The organism is Pradoshia sp., assembly GCF_051873915.1.
In the GTDB taxonomy this organism is placed as follows: Bacteria; Bacillota; Bacilli; order Bacillales; family Pradoshiaceae; genus Pradoshia.
The window spans coordinates 13,210-30,687 of sequence record NZ_JBJEFJ010000065.1; the positions used below are offsets into that span (position 1 = coordinate 13,210).

Here is a 17,478-nt window from a genome sequence, read left to right on the forward strand (position 1 = left end):
TAGACAGGTGGGATATCGAAATGAAGATAGAAATATGGTCAGACTTTATTTGTCCGTTTTGTTATATTGGGAAACGCCTGCTTGACCAAGCAATTGCAGCTTTTAACCATAAAGAACAGATTGAGGTTATTTACAAAAGCTATGAATTGCATCCTGATGTGGAAAGTGACGAAAGAATTGCTGTACATGAAATGCTTGCTGGCAAAATGGGGGTTTCAGTCGAGGAAGCCTCAGCCATGAATGAGCGTGTGAAGGCACATGCTGCTTCGGTTGGCCTTGATTATCAATTTGATTCTATGAAACAAACAAATACCCTTGATGCTCATCGCCTGCTGAAATATGCAGAAACAGCAGGATTGGCATCGGCTTATACAGAGCGTCTTTTTAAGGCTCATTTTACCGAGTCAGTATTCATCGGCAAAAAGGAAAATCTGTTACGGCTTGCAGAGGAAGCGGGATTAAATCGTGTACAGGCAGAGCAGGTTCTATCAAGTGATGCCTATCTAGATGAAGTGCGCCGCGATCAACTGGAGGGACAGACCCTTGGAGTCAGAGGGGTTCCGTTTTTTGTCTTTAATCGCAAATATGCCATTAGTGGTGCACAGCCGCTTGAGCTGTTCCAGGAAACACTTGACCGTGTGTGGAAGGAAGAAAATCATCTCCCTTCTGAATACGAGATAGAACCAAATGGTGATGTTTGTACAGGTGATGGCTGCGAAGTAGGAGAAAAGGAATAAGTGAGCGTAACAGGCCCGGAGGCAGAATCTCCGGGTTTTTTTGTTATGTGCTTTACATGTATCCAAAAGGAATTAGTATATTTATATTATTTTAAAAGTTGATTTTCAAAGAGTAGACACTATATTTGAAAATATCAAAATATTATTTTAATATATAATCATACCATAGAAAGGAGGAGGAAGGAAGATGGAATTTGCTGCTAAGGATTATAGACAGATTGCAAGAAATAAACTAAAAGGTCATTGGGGTTTAGCAATTGGGGTTTTCTTTACCGTTGCTTTAATTACGTCAGCTATTGATGCATTAGCGCAGGATAACTACTATGTTTATTGGATTCTCTTGCTCTTTATTTCCGTTCCATTGTCTGTAGGGCAATTATGGTTCTTTCAGGATGTGGAAAGAGGCGAAACATTGACCTACTCCCATTTATTTGACACTTTTAGAAAAGACTATGTCCGTACATTGACGGCCATGCTGCTTGTTTACCTTTATACATTTCTCTGGTCATTATTATTGATCATTCCTGGGATAGTGAAAGGTTTATCTTATTCGATGACGATGTTCGTGCTGCGCGATCATCCGGAAATGACCGCAAGTGAAGCGATAAAGGAAAGCCAACGATTGATGTACGGCAAGAAATTTGATTTGTTTAAATTGATCTTATCCTTTATAGGATATGTCATTCTTCCATGGGTGCTTATCGGAGCTGGAATTGTTTTGATGATCGCTCAAGTAGGTATAGCAGGGATTGTGGAATCAGCCGGGCTCATGGCTATAGGTATAGCGAGTGGAACGATACTGGCGTTGATTGGGCTTGCCTTATTCTTTGCGATAAATATTTACTTAACACCATATATCTTAACATCGCTCGCAGCCTTCTATGATAAATATGTGACTACATCTGTTGTCACACCAGAGGAATGAGGCTTTCATGGGGCAGGGTTTTCCCTGCCCTCATGTTTTTGGCTTAATGGGAGATTCCTTTGCCAGGATGTATAACAGCTGGGTAGCCATATAGGAGGGAGTATACTTAAACCCTCCTTTCACCCATTCAACAATTAATCCCAAAATAGCATAAGATTGATAGCTTGCCATTAACTCATGGTCAATGACAGGATCGTCAAAATCCTTTATATGATCAGAGATGGATAAATCCTTGAGCAATTCGCCAATCTTGTTCAGAAAACCAGGAAGGGCATCATCGTGGATGACAATAGTGTAGAAGGTCGAATACTTGGCGACATGATCAAAGATTTTGATAGCTGATGCACTAAGACGATCATAATAGAAGGTTGATTGATTATGATACGGCGCTCGATAGGAATCCGTCAAATCTGAAAAGACATCATTAATCAAGTCATTTAATAAATCTTCCTTGTCTTGATAATGCTTGTAGAACGTGCCCCGGTTTAAATCGGCTAATTCAACTATTTCTGAGATGGTAATCCGTTTAAACGGCTTTTGATCCATTAAAGTAATGAGAGCTTGTTTTAATGCATGCTTTGATTTAGAAACCCTTCTGTCAACAGTCATAGAGAATATGCCTCCTTTTGTAGAAAATTGTAAAAATAATCAACAAAATTATATCTTCTGTCTATTAGTCAACAAACAGGAGTTTTTTGAATATTGAAGATTATTTGGTTAAATTCTATACTAAAAAGAGACAGATGTATATTTTTCAACATTTGTATACTTATGTGAAAAGGGGAAATCGACGATGAAACTTCAAGGGAAAGTAGCAATAGTTACTGGCGCTGCATCAGGCATGGGGAAACAAATCGCTATGTTGTATGCAAAAGAGGGTGCAAAAGTAGTCGTTTCTGACTTGAATTTGGATGGAGCAAATGCAACGGTTGAAGAAATTAAGGCAGCAGGCGGGGAAGCTCTAGCGATCAAAACAAATGTAGCTGTGGAAGAGGATATTCAGACACTTGTAGATACAGCAGTAGATAAATACGGAACGGTTGATATTCTTGTGAATAATGCGGGAATCATGGACGGATTTGAACCAGCTGGGGATATTGTTGATGATAGATGGGAACGTATCTTTGCCGTTAACACGACAAGTGTTATGCGTGCGACAAGAAAGGTCATTCCAATTTTCCTTGAGAAAGAAAGCGGTGTCATTGTAAACGTGGCATCTGCCGGAGGTCTATACGGAGGAAGAGCGGGTGCAGCTTATACAGCCTCTAAGCATGCTGTTATCGGCTTTACGAAAAATACTGGCTATATGTACGCTCAAAAAGGAATCCGCTGCAACGCAATTGCTCCGGGGGCTGTTATGACAAATATTCAGGCTTCCATGACCAATATTGATAAATTTGGGGCATCTAGACAGCAGGCAGGTATGGGAATTAATCCTCGTGCAGGCCAACCAGAAGAAATTGCCCAAGCCGCTTTGTTCCTTGGATCAGATGATTCAAGCTTTGTGAATGGTACCGTTTTGGCAGTAGACGGCGGATGGACAGCCTATTAAGAATGAAATAGATTCAAATGGATATACCTGCAACGGGTATATCCATTTTTTATGTGTAAGAAAATTTGCCGGATGTTCAATCTTTTTCCTTGAAAAAGAACATATTGCTAATTGGAAATGTTACACTATTGTTATAAAAATATCCTAATGGATATTAAGGACGTGATTAATCTGCTAAAACGGAAATTCTCGAAGCTGAACAAGAAGATTCACGAAGAGAATGGTGTTCACATTTTTTATAAAATTCAAGAACAAGATACGTACTTATGCAATTTAATCGCTTTTATTGATTCTGCCTTAGAACAAGGGGATCATGTGCTGTTAATTGAAAGTGAACGGATTATGATGAAGCTCCGTACGGAACTTAAGAGAAGATTGACGAGTGAGCAGCTTGGCTGTATTCATATGATCAATAATTTCAGCTATTATGTTTCAACGGGCAGTTTTCAGCCGGCTGTTATCTTTGACCATTTATCAAGAACATTGCAGCCGTTTTTTGATGAAAGAATTTCGTTTAGGATATGGGCTCATGTAGAGTGGGGACATCAGGAGGGGATTATCCCGATTCTTGAAGAATTTGAATGTGAGGCAGATAAGATTGTCAGTGAACTCGGTTTATATTTAGTCTGCTCTTACGACGAGGACCGTCTCCCTGAAACGCTTGAAGATAGATTGATGAAGTGTCATGGTTATGTCTTGATGGATAATGATATCGTTATGTCCGAGCTTTACGATCAAGTAAATGAATCAAGCCGCACCTTTAAAGAGGGATGATTGTTTTATAATTGATGTAAAAAAACACCTGTCAGCTTGATTGCTGGCAGGTGTTTTTTTTAGATTTTCTTCACGAATTCTGATTTGAGCTTCATAGCACCAAAACCTTCGATCTTGCAATCAATATCATGATCGCCGTCAACGAGACGAATATTTTTCACTTTCGTGCCGATTTTGATGACAGAGGAGCTGCCCTTTACCTTCAAGTCTTTAATGACAGATACAGTGTCACCGTCATTAAGAACATTGCCGTTTGCATCTTTGATGATTTTTACATCTTCATTGCTTTCCTCGGATTCAAGTGTCCATTCATGTGCGCAAACCGGACATACAAGCATATTTCCGTCTTCGTATGTGTATTCTGAGCCGCATTTCGGGCAATTTGGTAAGTTTTCCATCGTAATTCCTCCGTTACTGTTTCGAGACAAGCGGCATTCGATGCCGCCTTTCATTCTCTATGTTTTCTCTGCCTTTATACTGTCATAGTCTTTCCGGAAAGACAATATTTCAAGTGCATGTAAAAAATGGATACACAAGTGTTTTAGTATCAGACAGACTTATAGCGGAATGTATGGAAATCAAGAAACTCTCTGCAGGAGGGTCCTGCACTCTTCCTTGTTTATACTTTGGCATGAATATTGCATTTATCTTAGGTAATAGCCGAAGGAGGCTTTAAATAATTGAATGACGTCTCTTGACTGAGTATAGAAAGAAAAGGAGGAAGATGCTATGGCAAAAGCAGCGGTATCAGACAAGCAGAAGAAAGAGCGGCCGTATTATACAGATGAGCATGTGATGTTTCGTGATTCCTTGCGGAGGTTCTTGGAAAAGGAATGTCTGCCCTATTTCGAACAGTGGGAGGAAGAACGGCTTGTACCGAGAGAATTCTGGCTGATGATGGGGGAAAATGGATTTCTATGCCCTTCTGTCAGTGAAGAATATGGCGGAGCAGGCGGTGATTTTGGATTCTCTGCCATTCTGTCCGAGGAAACAGGAAGAATTGGCGGAGGTATGGCAGGACCTGGTGCCCATAGTGGTATCATGGTTCCTTATATCGAATCTTTCGGAACAGAAAAGCAAAAGAAAAAATACCTGCCTGGCTGTGTAAGCGGAGAAATCATCACAGCGATTGCGATGACGGAGCCTGGGACAGGATCGGATTTGGCTGGCATTAAGACAACTGCTGTGAAGGATGGCGATGAATATGTCATCAACGGTCAGAAAACATTCATCACCAATGGAATACATGCAGATCTTATTATAGTCGCATGTAAAACAGATGTGAACATCAAGCCTGCTCACAAAGGCATCAGCCTGCTGATTGTTGAGAAGAATATTCCGGGTTTCTCCCGTGGGCGCAAGCTTCGCAAGGTTGGAATGCATGCACAGGATACCGCAGAGCTCGTCTTCGAGAATGTCAGGGTTCCAGCGGAGAATTTGCTTGGCAATGAAGGGGATGGCTTTAAATACCTAATGGAGAATCTCCAGCAGGAACGGCTGCTTGCAGCCATTGGGGGCCAAGTGGCTGCTGAAGATATGCTGGAATTAACGCTTTCCTACGTAAAGGAGCGGGAAGCATTTGGAAGGTCAATAGCGAAATTTCAAAACACACAATTCGTTCTGGCTGAAATCGCAACAGAGGTTCAGCTCGGAAGGAACTTCCTTAATCAGTTAATTGCACGGCATATCAATGGCGATCAAATTGAAACAGAGGTTTCAATGGCCAAGTGGTGGATCACAGATATGGCGAGGAGAAATGCGCCGAAATGCATGCAGCTTCATGGTGGGTATGGATATATGGAGGAATATAAAATTGCGCGCCGATACCGTGATATTGCTGTTTCTCCAATTTTTGCAGGCACAAATGAAATAATGAAGGTGATTATTGCAAAGAGAATGGGACTATAAGGATGTGAAAGCCATGAATGAATATTCCTCACTCAGTCAGCAATTATTAATCGGCGAGGCATTAAAATGTGCGGCTCACAATGTGCCAAAGCAAGAGGCATTTGTCTTTGAAGAGAAACGGTTGACCTATGAGGAGACACTCAAAAAGGCAAGCTCTGCTGCTGGATGGATTCTATCACAGGGTATCCGTAAGGGTGATCATATTGCTTGCTTGTTCAAGAATAACCTTGAATTCATTGATGTCTATTTTGGTGCCAGCCTAAGCGGGACGGTGCTTGTGCCTGTTAATTTCCGTCTTGTGCCGAATGAGCTCATCTTTATTATCAATCAATCGGAGGCACGGATGCTCTTTATAGAGGCGGAGTATGTAGAAATGATTCATTCTATCAGCGAGCAGCTGCCAATGGTAGAGCATTATATTGTCAATGGTACAGCAAGCTTGCCGAAAGGCTGGATTTCCTACAATCAAATTGGTATGGCGGCGGAGCTTCCTGTGGACCTCAGGGATGATGACGCCCATGTTATCATCTATACCTCAGGCACGACGGGGAAGCCGAAGGGAGCTGTCCTAAGTCATAAAAACCTTTATATGAATGCACAAAATAAAATGTATCATTCCCCTTCGCCTTTGGGAACAAAGCTTCTAATTGTCCCGCCTTTATTTCATGTAGCTGGACTGGCCCATATTGCGATTACATGTTTGATGCAAGGAACGATGCATATCCAGCGTGAATATCAGCCTGTACAAATTCTTGAAACGATTGAAAGAGAAGGCATCAATTCGATGTTTCTTGTGCCTTCGATGTGGAATTTCCTGCTTCAAGTGCCCAACTTCAACGATTATGATGTCTCGTCCATGAAGGTCTGTGCAATTGGAGGTGCAATCTGCCCGCTTGAGATTAAGAAAGGAATCATGAACGCCTTCCCAAACGCTCAATTAAATGAAGCATTCGGTCAAACGGAGATGAGCCCGACGACCACTTACCTAACTGGTGAAGATACGCTTCGAAAGACTGATTCAGTCGGGAGACCGTCAATCAACGTCCGGATACGAATTGTGGATGAAGAGATGAACGATGTACCTATTGGAGAAGTCGGAGAAATTGTTTATCAGGGCCCGACAATGATGAAAGAGTATTACCGCAACCTGGAAGGAACAAAGGAAGCCTTCAGGGGCGGCTGGTTTCATAGTGGTGATTTGGTCAGGATGGATGAGGAGGGTTTCATCTATATCGTTGATCGCAAGAAGGATATGATTATTAGCGGCGGCGAAAATATTTATCCAAAAGAAATTGAGGAAGCTCTCTATCAGCATGAAGCAGTCTTAGAAGCTGCCGTTATCGGAGTACCGGATGCTGATTGGGGAGAAAGCGTAAAAGCCTTTATTGTCCTGAAGCCTGGATATGAATTATCAGAGCAAAATGTAATTGACCATTGCCGGTTATGCGTCTCTTCTTATAAAAAGCCTCGGTATGTAGAATTTATTGAGACCTTGCCAAAAAATGCTTCTGGAAAGATCCTGAAGACGGCGCTTCGGCAGGGGGACTACGCAAAAGAGTAAAGGTGCTGAAACAAGCCTCTTGGATGCTAAACATAGGAGTTATTCAGAGAGGAAAAGAGGCTGGGAAAAAAGGATTTCAGTCAGTGATAGACTCGAATAATTAGACGATAAAGGAATAAATTTATCGTCAAATTATTCGGGTCTTTATTTGTGGTTTTTCATGCATGAATTGATTGTGGCTTTCTACTATTAGTGACTAGTGGACTGGAGCAAAAAGCACTCGACTCCAGCGGGAAGTAGAGGAAAGGCTGAGACCCTGCAGGCGTAAGCGACGAGGAGGCTCAAGCCTTCCTCCCCGCGGAAAGCGAGTGCATTTTGCGGAATGGAACGATCGTATATTCCCAACTGCTATTGAATTGGAAGAATAAGTGACAACCATTCGTTTCTGAGGATCATTTATTTCGTTTTTTCCCAGCCTCTATACTTTTTAACATTCAAGTAAACATTTGAATGACTAAGCCGAGCAATGATATAATATACATATAATCAAATAGATGCTTGAATGAAATGAGTGATATTTTATGAACGAGAAGGATGCGTGTGAGATATATTGTTATAGTGAGCCGAAGGTTATTCAAGTACAGCAGAAAATACAGCAAGAGAATATAGCCGGTGTAAAGCAATTGTTTAAGGCACTTGCTGATGAGAATCGGGCAAAGATTGTTTATGCACTTTGCTGTGAGGATGAATTATGTGTATGCGACCTTTCCAATATTATTGGGGCAACGGTTGCGAATACATCCCACCATTTGAGGAACCTCTATAAGCAAGGGATTGTAAAGTACCGCAAAGAGAAGAAGCTTGTCTTCTATTCGTTGGATGATGAGCATATTAAGCAAATCATGATGGTGGCGCTTGCGCATAAAAAAGAGGTGAAGGAAAATGGCAGAGCATCAACTAAATAATCCTAAAGGGAAAACATTTCGAATCGAAGGGCTAAGCTGTGCAAACTGTGCCAAGATATTTGAGGATAATGTGAAGAATATCGATGGCGTAACAGATGCTAAAATCAATTTTGGCGCATCAAAGATTTATGTAGAAGGAGCAGCCACTGTCGAGGAAATTGAAAGGGCAGGCGCATTTGAGCATCTGAAAATAAGGGATGAAAAAGAAAAACGAATTGAACGTGTACCGTTTTGGAAACAGAAAGAGAATTGGAAGGTATATGCTTCTGCCTTTATCTTACTCATAAGCCTTGTATTATCAGCTAAATATGGTGAGGGGCATATCTACCCAACAATTGGCTTTTTCATCGCGATAGCCCTTGGCGGATCCTCCTTGTTCTGGACAGGATTGAAGAATTTAAGCAAGCTAATCTTTGATATGAATACGCTGATGACAATTGCGATTATCGGGGCTGCCATTATTGGAGAGTGGAGAGAAGGAGGGATTGTTGTCATTCTCTTTGCCATCAGTGAGGCGATGGAGCGTTATTCCATGGATAAGGCGCGTCAATCTATTGAGCTTCTAATGAATCTAGCGCCGAGTGAGGCGCTAATCCGCCGTGGGAATCAGGAAATGATCCTGCCAGTTGATGATATTGAGCTTCACGATGTCATGATTGTTAAACCAGGACAGAAGGTTGCGATGGATGGAGTGGTGAAGAAGGGAAGCTCTTCTTTAAACCAGGCAGCAATAACCGGAGAAAGCATTGCCGTCCATAAGAGTGTTGGGGATGAGGTTTATGCTGGGACCTTAAATGAAGAAGGATTATTGGAAATTGAGGTTACCAAACGCGTTGAAGACACAACAATCGCGAAGATTATCCAATTAGTTGAGGATGCGCAGGCAGAAAAAGCTCCTTCACAGGCTTTTGTGGATAAATTTGCGAAGTACTATACACCAGCTATTATGGCTGCAGCTTTTCTGATTATGATTGTCCCGCCCCTCCTAATGGACGGCGAGTGGGGTGTATGGATTTACCAAGGGCTCGCTGCATTGGTAGTCGGATGCCCGTGTGCGCTTATTGTTTCTACTCCGGTCGCTGTCGTGACAGCAATTGGCAATGCGGCAAGAAACGGCGTGCTCATTAAGGGTGGCATTCATTTAGAGGAAGCAGGGCATTTAAAGGTGATTGCGTTTGACAAGACAGGTACACTTACAGAAGGCAAGCCGGCAGTTACAGATATTATTGCTTATGATAGTGATGAAGAACAAGCTCTTTCTATCGCGGCTGCAATCGAAAAAGGCTCTGCGCATCCCTTAGCTGCCGCAATTGTCGAAAAAGCAAAAGCGTTAAATCTGGATATCGATATTCATAAGACAGATGATGTGCAATCCATTACAGGCAAGGGGATTTCTGCTGTCATTAACGGAAACCGTTATTACGTCGGCAGTCCTGGTCTCTTTAAGGAAAAGATGTCCGTTTTCCTTTCAGATGAAGTAAACAGTCAAATCAGCGGACTGCAAGCTGAAGGCAAGACAGTCATGATCTTGGCATCCGATGATGCAGTTATGCTGTTAATCGCCGTTTCTGACCGTGTAAGGGAATCGGCAGGATTGGCCATTGATAGGCTGCATCGAGCCGGTATTGAAAAAACGGTCATGCTGACTGGTGATAATACACGTACGGCGGAGGCTGTTGCTAAACAAGTTGGTGTAACAGATGTCCGTGCTGAATTGCTTCCGGAAGAAAAATTAAACTTTATCAAGGACCTGCGAAAGGATTATGAACATGTGGCCATGATTGGCGATGGTGTTAATGATGCCCCCGCCTTAGCTGCCGCAAGTGTCGGTGTTGCCATGGGGGGAGCTGGAACAGATACAGCACTTGAAACTGCGGACATTGCCTTAATGGCAGATGATCTTGATAAGCTTCCTTACACGATCAAGCTGAGCCGGAAAGCACTCAAAATTATTAAACAGAATATCACCTTCTCACTTGCTATAAAGGCATTGGCGCTAGTTCTTGTCATACCAGGCTGGCTTACCCTTTGGATTGCCATTTTTGCCGATATGGGTGCGACTTTGATTGTAACGCTTAATAGCATGCGATTATTACGGGTGAAAGTGAAATGAAGCGGGTTTTTCCACTGCTTCATTTTTTTTACTTATGGGAAGGAATATTTGAGTAAAGGAGAGAATTATTATAGTAGAACAGAGAATAAGGGGATGAATAAGCATGAACGAAAAACTAAACAGAGTAGGTACAATCTATATTCCTGTAACAGATCCAGACCGTTCGCAGAAGTGGTATGTTAATCACCTTGGGGCTGAATTAAAGTATCTTGATAAAGAAAAAGCCATTGTAAATCTGGCAGGATTAAGTTTCTTCCTGTTGAAGGCAAGTGCTGGACAAAGCGTAAATTTCACTGATATTAATGGGGAAAAGCGTTTTATCCTCACCTTTGAAGTTGATGGGGAGAGAGCGCTTACGGATCTTCGGGAGGATTTCATCCGACGGAAAATGCCTGTCGGTGAGATTGAGGACAGGGGACATGCTGGCAGAAATTTTGTTTTTGCTGATCTGGACGGTAATCTTTTCGACGTGTGGAGTGAGTTAAGCCCAGCCTATAGAAAAACACCATTATTGAGTAACGAATGAATACTTTAATCGGGACGCGGGCGATCTGCGTCCCTTTTTGTGCGACAGAATGGAATGCTTTAGCCAGCTATATATTAAGGACCGAGTTCATAATCTAGAATGTATAGTTTATGGCTGATAGGCGACATTAAACATAACTTAAGGGGGCCTTATGCCCTGATATTCATATGCTCACATAGAGAGGGAGGCAATCGAGAATGGTCGAATTAATTGGAATCCTTGCAGGAATATTGGTGCTGCTCTCGTTTGTATTAACAGGCGAACGGAAGATTCGGATGGTCAATATTTTTGGAGCGGTTTTGTTTGTTATTTACGGGATGTCGATTGATGCCTTGAGTATATGGCTGTTGAATGGGATTTTAGTGTTTGTGCAGCTATACTATTTAGTGAAGATGAAACCAACGCCGGATGGTGAATATATCTCGTGAGATGACAGGCAGATGGGCTCTTTTAGATGGGGCTAATCTGTCTGTCTTTGTTTCCTGCCAATTTTTATTAGGCTGTATCCATTCCTTTTCCTTGTACAATAAGATAAACACTATGTTGAAATGAGGATATAGATTTTATGGAACGAATGAAGGAGATAAAGGGGCGGATATTCAGCATACGGGAACAGATGAAGGCAAGCAGCCCTATGGATGCAGCTTATATCAGATTGAACCAAGAGCTCGCTAAATGGGAGAAATCCTATCCTGAGTTTATTCTTGATGATTCACCAGCCGAAAAGGACATGAGGCGATTTACCGGAGAGATGATTTATTCTGAGAATAACCCCCCTTTTTTAATCCAAGAACAAGAGGTGCTCTTGAATGAGTTAACGTCTATAAACGAGCCGGTCATAATGCAGCTGCTGCCAAAAGGAATAGAGGCAGAACTGCATTATGAACAGGGATGTTTTCAATATGCTTGTATGGCTGATGAATTGATGGGAGTGAAGGAGATTACTTCCCAACTCGCATTAAGCTTTGATGTGCCGCGTTTTATTGCCTTTGAAGAGCCGTTGTCGGTGAAGGGCTGTTTATTTTTTACGGCATCTTTTCAAGAGAAACATCCAGAGGCCGATTTGCTAAATGATGAGAGCAATCGAGAGATACGGCAGAATAGAAGGCTCATGGTGAAATGGGGCCATTCTGCCTGTGTGGAGCTGCCGTTTCTTAGGAAGCTTGGTTTTCTTGTTCCATACCATCGTGTATATACTGTTGATACCTTTCAGGAGATTATCCCTGAGTGTGAGGCATTGTTAGCTTATGATACAGGCTACGAGATAGAAGGAGTGCTTCTTCAGACTGGAGGAAAGGAACTTCTATACAATCCTTTTCTTGGCAAAAGCCGATTAGATGGCAAAACGGTTGTCATTACAGGCGTATTGTCTAAGAGAAGATATGATTTCAGAAAGGATATAGAAGCTTTGGGAGGAACTTTGGCCGGCACAGTGACAAAGACGGTTGATTTTTTGTTAATGGGTAAGAATGGAGTTGGAACGACAAAATATCAGAAAGCGATAAAGCTGGGTATTCCCATTATGACGGAAGAACAATTCAAGGAGACTTTTTGTGTGGAGTAGGAGTCTTTGATCGGCTAGCCGATTAAAGACTCCTATTTTAAATGATGCGGTATTTTGGTCTTTCCAGGCGGAAAAGCAGGCAGCGCAGCTCGTGATAAAGCGGGATGGCGGCCAATGATAAAGGCAGCCAAAGAAAGGCATATCGTAAACAGATTTGCCCGAATAGATTGTAAGGAAGGTGGCTGTAATCCCAAATCCCCCATTGAAGCCATACATTCAGAATGAGGCCTGTGATGAGCTCTAGCAGTGTAATCATCAGGCAGCCTGCGATAGCTTGGCCGAGTAGAGGGAGCCGTAAGATGTGCATGCTTCCGACAATGATGAAGCAAATGCCGCCTAGTACCCCCATAGACCAATGTGAGTATCCCCTCCAAAGCCATTCGATGCCCATATAAGCACTGCCGCCGATGATCATGAATAGTATGCTTTGAAACAGTTTATTGATCATCACGTGCTTCTTCCGGTGTGTCGAGCCTTGTGGCTCCTTTTTTATTTAATGCTTGATCACGGTCAGATTCTACTCTTTTCGAAGACCGCAGTTTTTTCTCTTGTCTGTCTTTGCCCATTGTTCTCACCTCTTTTGTTTGTAGGGTAACCTTGTTATGTCCTTTTCATGAAAAAAAGCTGGCGGGAAATTCCCGCCAGCTTAATAAATAGATATTAGTTGAACAAACCTACAAGTGTTGCAGACAAGATGGAAGCCATTGTCGCAACTAATAACATTTTCAATCCGAAAGAGCTAACTTCTTTTGCTTTGAAACCGTTGACGGCTTGTACAGCGCCAGCGACGATTCCAATTGAGCTGAAGTTTGCGAAGGACATTAAGAATGTGGATAAGATACTTACTGTTTTATCAGAAAGTTCCCCCATAATTGGTTGGAAGTCAAGGATTGCAACAAACTCATTCGAGATTAATTTTGTACCCATAATTGACCCTGCTTGAAGCATCTCATCCGCTGGAACACCCATTAAGAAGGCGATTGGAGAGAAGATGTATCCTACAATTGTTGTAAGGTCGATGCCAATAAGTCCGTCAAAAATGCCATTTAATAAGGCAAGCAAACTTAAATACCCAATCAGCATTGCACTTACGACAAGGACAACTCGACCTCCATCAAGGGCGCCCATACCGATGGCATCAAAGATGTTTTTAGAATGAATCATGTCTTCAATAACAATTTCGTTCTCTTCTTTTGAAACGATTACTGGAGCGATGATAGATGAAAGAATCAAAGCACTGAACACGTTTAGAACTACGGCAATCAATACATACTTAGCTGGAAGCATTGTCATATATGAAGCGATAAGCGCAGCCGATACACTTGCCATAGCAGATGTTGAAACGATAAACAAACGATTTTTATTTAAGTTGTTAATGGATGATTTAATAGCAAGGATAGACTCTGATTGACCAAAGAACATGGAATTGACTGCATTGAAACTCTCGATTTGGGGTAACCCAGTTACTTTAGAAATGAGACCCCCAATGTATTTAATTAAATATGGAAGTACTTTCAAGTGAGTTAACAAGGATAATAATGCAGATGTAAAAATAACTGGCAGCAAGACATTCACGAAGAAAGGTGAACCACCTTCAGGAATCCAGCCTCCAATAACAAAGTCAACGCCTTCAGTGGCATATCCTAATAATTTATTGAAGCCGGATGAAATGACATCAATTACCTTTAAGCCTCCTGATGTACCTAGAAGCAACCAAGTAAACACAGCTTGAATAACGAACATAACACCGACAGCCTTGACATTAACGTTCTTTTTATCATTTGACATTAGGTATGCAGTACCTAATAAAAGAATTATGCCAATTAATGATATAATTACACTCACGGTTGTATCTTTCCTCTCATTTTCTTTATTTTATTTGAAGCCATTTAAGTCCATGTTTGATGGCCCTTATGAATAATAATGGCAAACCCCGATGTCGAACAAGGACATATGTCCTATATGGAGCTATTTATAAAAAGTAAAATTAACATGAAAAGTCACGCAATTCATTTGGCAATAGTTGTCCGTTTACCCTTCGAGGGTATTCCCTTTATACTGACTATAATTAGTGAAGCAGGAATAGGTGAATAGACAGCATGAATGCAGCAGAAATAGAGATTTCGTCATACTTGGAGAAATTTGGATTAGAAAAGATATTTTCAGGTTTGAATGAGGATGATTTCGAGCAGGTTTATATCCCTAAAGGAGATATCCTATGTTTGAAGGGCGAGGAAATGAAATATATGTATCTGATTGTCGAAGGGAAAGTGAAGATTTATGCCGCGACTTCAGATGACAAGAGATTGATTCTCCGCTTTCAAAAGGCTTTGGAAATTATTGGAGATATCGAATATGTGCATAATCCAATTGTTCATCATACGGTGGAAGCGGTCACTGATTGCAAAGCTCTGAAGGTATCCTATGAGACAATCAGAAGAAAGATTGGGGATGACCCCGCATTTCTTCATTTCATGCTTAAGGCAGTCACAAGGAAATTCAGTGATAAAACGAATGCTGTAACCTTTAATCTTCTATATCCAGTGGAGGTCAGGGTAGCTAGTTATTTATTGTCCATCACCAATCCGTATGAAGATAAGTCCTTTTTTCATGACATTACTCATGGATCCAGTCTGACAGATATTGCTGATATGATTGGTACGAGCTATCGTCATTTGAACAGGGTACTCAAGAAATTATGTATGGACGGTGTTATTGACCGGACCGGCGGAAAATTATTCGTGAAAGACATGGATGCTTTGGCAAGAATTGCTGAACATAATATATATGAATAAGTGGAAAGCTCTCCTAGCATAGGAGGGCTTTTTTTGTATGCTGTTTTTTATGATGAATAGCTTAATCAATCCGTTCCATACTAAATGACAAAGGAGCCTTGATATGACATTGAAATATGAGTTGAGCATTTGTCTGGCCAAATTAAAGGCAATTGAGACAGGGCTGCAGAAGGAAGCAGAGCGTGCCGACAATGCAGAAGACGCGAGGACCTATCGGGATGCCATGCGGATGATTAGTGATATTCGTGAAGATACGAAAAAAAGACTGGAGACGCTTGGGTGACCCAATGCGTCTCATAAGGATGTGAGAAGATGCCGGATTGGATTCATGTAGTATTAAGATCAATTCTCTTTATGATTATTCTGTTTATTATTACAAAGATACTGGGCAAAAAGCAGATTGCTCAATTATCGATGTTTGAATATGTGACAGGGATTACAATCGGAAATATAGGCGCTGAGCTCGTTATTAACTTACGTGAAAAATTTTATCTGGGGGTTATCGCTATGCTGGCTACTGCATCTATTCCCTATGCCTCCAGCTTCATTACGATGAAAAGCAAATCCATGCGCAATTTCCTTGACGGGAGAGGGACTGCCTTTATCGAAAAAGGCAAGGTACTTGAGGAAAACTTGAGAAAAGAGAAAGTAACCATTGATGAATTCCTCGAAATGATGAGAAAGGAAGGTGTCTTCGACCTTTCTGAGGTTGAGTATGCCGTTCTTGAAGCAAATGGATCTTTAAGTGTCTTGCTTAAAAAAGAAAATCGTCCGTTGACACCGAAGGACATTCAGTTATATGTAACGAACGAGGGGAAGTCTCACACGGTGATCATGGATGGCGTTATTTTGGATGAATCATTAGAGCGTGCGGGGAAAAGCAAGGCATGGCTAAAGAAGCAGCTAAAGGCTCAAGGTGTATCAGATGAAGATGTATTTATTGGACAGGTGAATGCATCTGGTGAGTTTAAGGCTGATTTATATGATGATTCCCAAAAGGGACATTCAGAGGATAAGCAAGTATTATTAGCTGCCATGCATAAATGCCGGAATGATTTTGAGTGGTTCTCCCTTTCTGAAAAAGAGGATGAGGTAAAGAAGGCATACAGGAAAAATGCTGAAAAGCTGGAACAGGTAATTGATAAGGTAAGTAATCTATTGCAAAAATAAAAGGTTTAAAAAGGATTGTCGAAGGGGTATTGGTAAAAATGGGATTATTATGAGTATAAAAGGTATGGAATAATCATATTGGGAAATATATACGTGCCTAATTATGTAGGACACCATGTTAAACTGTTATATGCATTGAGATGGAGATTTCCTCGTATATGACAATACTTCCTCGCAAGGCGGGAAAGAAATGGTGATGAATGAACAGACTTAAGATCGATAAATATATCAATTGGAAGGTCCTTTTTCTTGCCATAGCTGTTATCCTCTTTGTCAGCTTTTTTGATTCCATCACTAAAAGTCTCCTCTTTAAAGCCGTTAAGGCTGGTGACATTCAATATATTCGCGCCTCATTGGCAGATTCATGGCTTTATGCATACAGCTTGATGCTTGTCATAATGGTCATTCAGAATTCTTTTACGGTGATTCCGCTGATTTTGGTGATTACCATAAATATTGCTCTTTTTGGTTTTTTGAACGGCTTTTTATGGAGCTGGTTCACAAGTGTGATTGCCGCTGTTATTATCTTTTTGGCCGTTCGTTATTTATTCAGTGACTTTGTTTCAAAGAGAATCAGTGCCAAGCAGCTGAGAAGAATGGAAGAGAGGGGCTTTATGTTTGTCTTTTCAGCGAGGGTGCTTCCTTTTATTCCTACCAGTCTCATTAATATCCTGGGCGGCTTAAGCACTATTGGGCTTAAGGGTTTTACTATTGGAACCGCATTGGGCAATTTTATTTATTTCTTTTTGCTTGCCTTAGTGCCAGCAGGATTAATGTCCAGTGGGATAAATGATTTTATGTTCTATGGATTGACAGCTGCTGTACTTGCCTTCTTGATTTGGCTGAGAAGATTCAATGGAAGAAAGAAAATAAAGATGACAATGAAATCTGTATGGTTTAACAGGTGACAAGGAATGAATAATAGGCTGGGAGACAGAAATTTTGTTT

At 41.3% G+C, this 17,478-nt stretch carries 20 protein-coding genes; 15 read left to right on the top strand and 5 right to left on the bottom strand.

Features of this window, described 5'->3' with window-relative positions:
• The first annotated feature begins 20 nt into the window (after window positions 1-20).
• Window positions 21-737 carry a DsbA family oxidoreductase gene (locus ACI35L_RS06220; RefSeq protein ID WP_439802471.1) on the top strand — a complete coding sequence of 239 codons (717 nt, stop codon included), beginning with the start codon at window positions 21-23 and terminating at the stop codon, window positions 735-737.
• 187 nt (window positions 738-924) lie between these two features.
• Window positions 925-1,662 (top strand): DUF975 family protein, encoded by a 738-nt coding sequence (locus ACI35L_RS06225; protein WP_439802472.1) that lies wholly within the window; start codon window positions 925-927, stop codon window positions 1,660-1,662.
• Between the two features lie 30 nt (window positions 1,663-1,692).
• Here the strand turns inward: ACI35L_RS06225 and ACI35L_RS06230 are convergent, their stop codons facing one another.
• The gene (locus ACI35L_RS06230; protein WP_439802473.1) at window positions 1,693-2,271 is read right to left on the bottom strand and encodes a TetR/AcrR family transcriptional regulator; all 579 of its coding nucleotides are present in this window, start codon (window positions 2,269-2,271) and stop codon (window positions 1,693-1,695) included.
• A gap of 184 nt (window positions 2,272-2,455) precedes the next feature.
• On the opposite strand from ACI35L_RS06230, the gene ACI35L_RS06235 reads away from it, so the two are divergent.
• A complete protein-coding gene (locus ACI35L_RS06235; RefSeq protein WP_049671967.1) occupies window positions 2,456-3,214 on the top strand; it encodes an SDR family oxidoreductase in 759 nt (252 codons plus the stop codon).
• Window positions 3,215-3,376: 162 nt separating this feature from the next.
• Window positions 3,377-3,988 carry an MEDS domain-containing protein gene (locus tag ACI35L_RS06240; protein WP_231589545.1) on the top strand — a complete coding sequence of 204 codons (612 nt, stop codon included), beginning with the start codon at window positions 3,377-3,379 and terminating at the stop codon, window positions 3,986-3,988.
• A gap of 59 nt (window positions 3,989-4,047) precedes the next feature.
• On the opposite strand, the gene ACI35L_RS06245 is transcribed toward ACI35L_RS06240, so the two are convergent.
• A complete protein-coding gene (locus ACI35L_RS06245) occupies window positions 4,048-4,386 on the bottom strand; it encodes a zinc ribbon domain-containing protein YjdM (RefSeq protein ID WP_049671965.1) in 339 nt (112 codons plus the stop codon).
• Between the two features lie 331 nt (window positions 4,387-4,717).
• Here ACI35L_RS06245 and ACI35L_RS06250 point away from each other — a divergent pair, with 331 nt between their 5' ends.
• The 7 genes from ACI35L_RS06250 to ACI35L_RS06280 all read left to right on the top strand — a co-directional run bounded on the left by ACI35L_RS06250 (window position 4,718) and on the right by ACI35L_RS06280 (window position 12,565).
• Window positions 4,718-5,896 carry an acyl-CoA dehydrogenase family protein gene (locus ACI35L_RS06250; protein WP_049671964.1) on the top strand — a complete coding sequence of 393 codons (1,179 nt, stop codon included), beginning with the start codon at window positions 4,718-4,720 and terminating at the stop codon, window positions 5,894-5,896.
• A 13-nt stretch (window positions 5,897-5,909) separates the two neighbouring features.
• A complete protein-coding gene (locus ACI35L_RS06255) occupies window positions 5,910-7,457 on the top strand; it encodes a class I adenylate-forming enzyme family protein (RefSeq protein ID WP_439802474.1) in 1,548 nt (515 codons plus the stop codon).
• Window positions 7,458-7,978: 521 nt separating this feature from the next.
• Entirely contained in the window at window positions 7,979-8,362 is a 384-nt protein-coding gene (locus tag ACI35L_RS06260) for an ArsR/SmtB family transcription factor (RefSeq protein ID WP_049671963.1), read from the top strand.
• Window positions 8,340-10,475, top strand: a complete 2,136-nt coding sequence (locus ACI35L_RS06265) for a heavy metal translocating P-type ATPase (RefSeq protein ID WP_049671962.1) — start codon at window positions 8,340-8,342, stop codon at window positions 10,473-10,475. The genes ACI35L_RS06260 and ACI35L_RS06265 overlap by 23 nt, the downstream gene beginning before the upstream one ends.
• A gap of 103 nt (window positions 10,476-10,578) precedes the next feature.
• Window positions 10,579-11,001, top strand: a complete 423-nt coding sequence (locus tag ACI35L_RS06270) for a VOC family protein (protein WP_049671961.1) — start codon at window positions 10,579-10,581, stop codon at window positions 10,999-11,001.
• A 197-nt stretch (window positions 11,002-11,198) separates the two neighbouring features.
• The gene (locus ACI35L_RS06275) at window positions 11,199-11,429 is read left to right on the top strand and encodes a hypothetical protein (RefSeq protein WP_049671960.1); all 231 of its coding nucleotides are present in this window, start codon (window positions 11,199-11,201) and stop codon (window positions 11,427-11,429) included.
• A 137-nt stretch (window positions 11,430-11,566) separates the two neighbouring features.
• Window positions 11,567-12,565 carry a BRCT domain-containing protein gene (locus ACI35L_RS06280; RefSeq protein WP_049671959.1) on the top strand — a complete coding sequence of 333 codons (999 nt, stop codon included), beginning with the start codon at window positions 11,567-11,569 and terminating at the stop codon, window positions 12,563-12,565.
• A gap of 37 nt (window positions 12,566-12,602) precedes the next feature.
• Here ACI35L_RS06280 and ACI35L_RS06285 read toward each other — a convergent pair whose 3' ends face one another.
• From ACI35L_RS06285 to ACI35L_RS06295, 3 genes are all read right to left on the bottom strand, one after another.
• Complete coding sequence (locus ACI35L_RS06285; RefSeq protein ID WP_082197177.1) at window positions 12,603-13,013, bottom strand: putative ABC transporter permease; 411 nt, start codon at window positions 13,011-13,013, stop codon at window positions 12,603-12,605.
• Window positions 13,003-13,131: a YpzI family protein gene (locus ACI35L_RS06290; protein ID WP_439802475.1), complete on the bottom strand. Its 129-nt coding sequence runs from the start codon at window positions 13,129-13,131 to the stop codon at window positions 13,003-13,005. Before ACI35L_RS06290 ends, ACI35L_RS06285 begins: the two co-directional genes overlap by 11 nt.
• Before the next feature lie 94 nt (window positions 13,132-13,225).
• Entirely contained in the window at window positions 13,226-14,410 is a 1,185-nt protein-coding gene (locus ACI35L_RS06295; RefSeq protein ID WP_049671958.1) for a NupC/NupG family nucleoside CNT transporter, read from the bottom strand.
• 254 nt (window positions 14,411-14,664) lie between these two features.
• On the opposite strand from ACI35L_RS06295, the gene ACI35L_RS06300 reads away from it, so the two are divergent.
• The 4 genes from ACI35L_RS06300 (at window position 14,665) to ACI35L_RS06315 (ending at window position 17,438) form a co-directional block, all read left to right on the top strand.
• Window positions 14,665-15,360: a Crp/Fnr family transcriptional regulator gene (locus ACI35L_RS06300; RefSeq protein ID WP_049671957.1), complete on the top strand. Its 696-nt coding sequence runs from the start codon at window positions 14,665-14,667 to the stop codon at window positions 15,358-15,360.
• 103 nt (window positions 15,361-15,463) lie between these two features.
• Window positions 15,464-15,643: a hypothetical protein gene (locus ACI35L_RS06305; RefSeq protein ID WP_049671956.1), complete on the top strand. Its 180-nt coding sequence runs from the start codon at window positions 15,464-15,466 to the stop codon at window positions 15,641-15,643.
• A gap of 29 nt (window positions 15,644-15,672) precedes the next feature.
• A complete protein-coding gene (locus ACI35L_RS06310; protein ID WP_049671955.1) occupies window positions 15,673-16,530 on the top strand; it encodes a DUF421 domain-containing protein in 858 nt (285 codons plus the stop codon).
• A 200-nt stretch (window positions 16,531-16,730) separates the two neighbouring features.
• Complete coding sequence (locus ACI35L_RS06315; protein ID WP_049671954.1) at window positions 16,731-17,438, top strand: TVP38/TMEM64 family protein; 708 nt, start codon at window positions 16,731-16,733, stop codon at window positions 17,436-17,438.
• The last annotated feature ends 40 nt before the right edge of the window (window positions 17,439-17,478 follow it).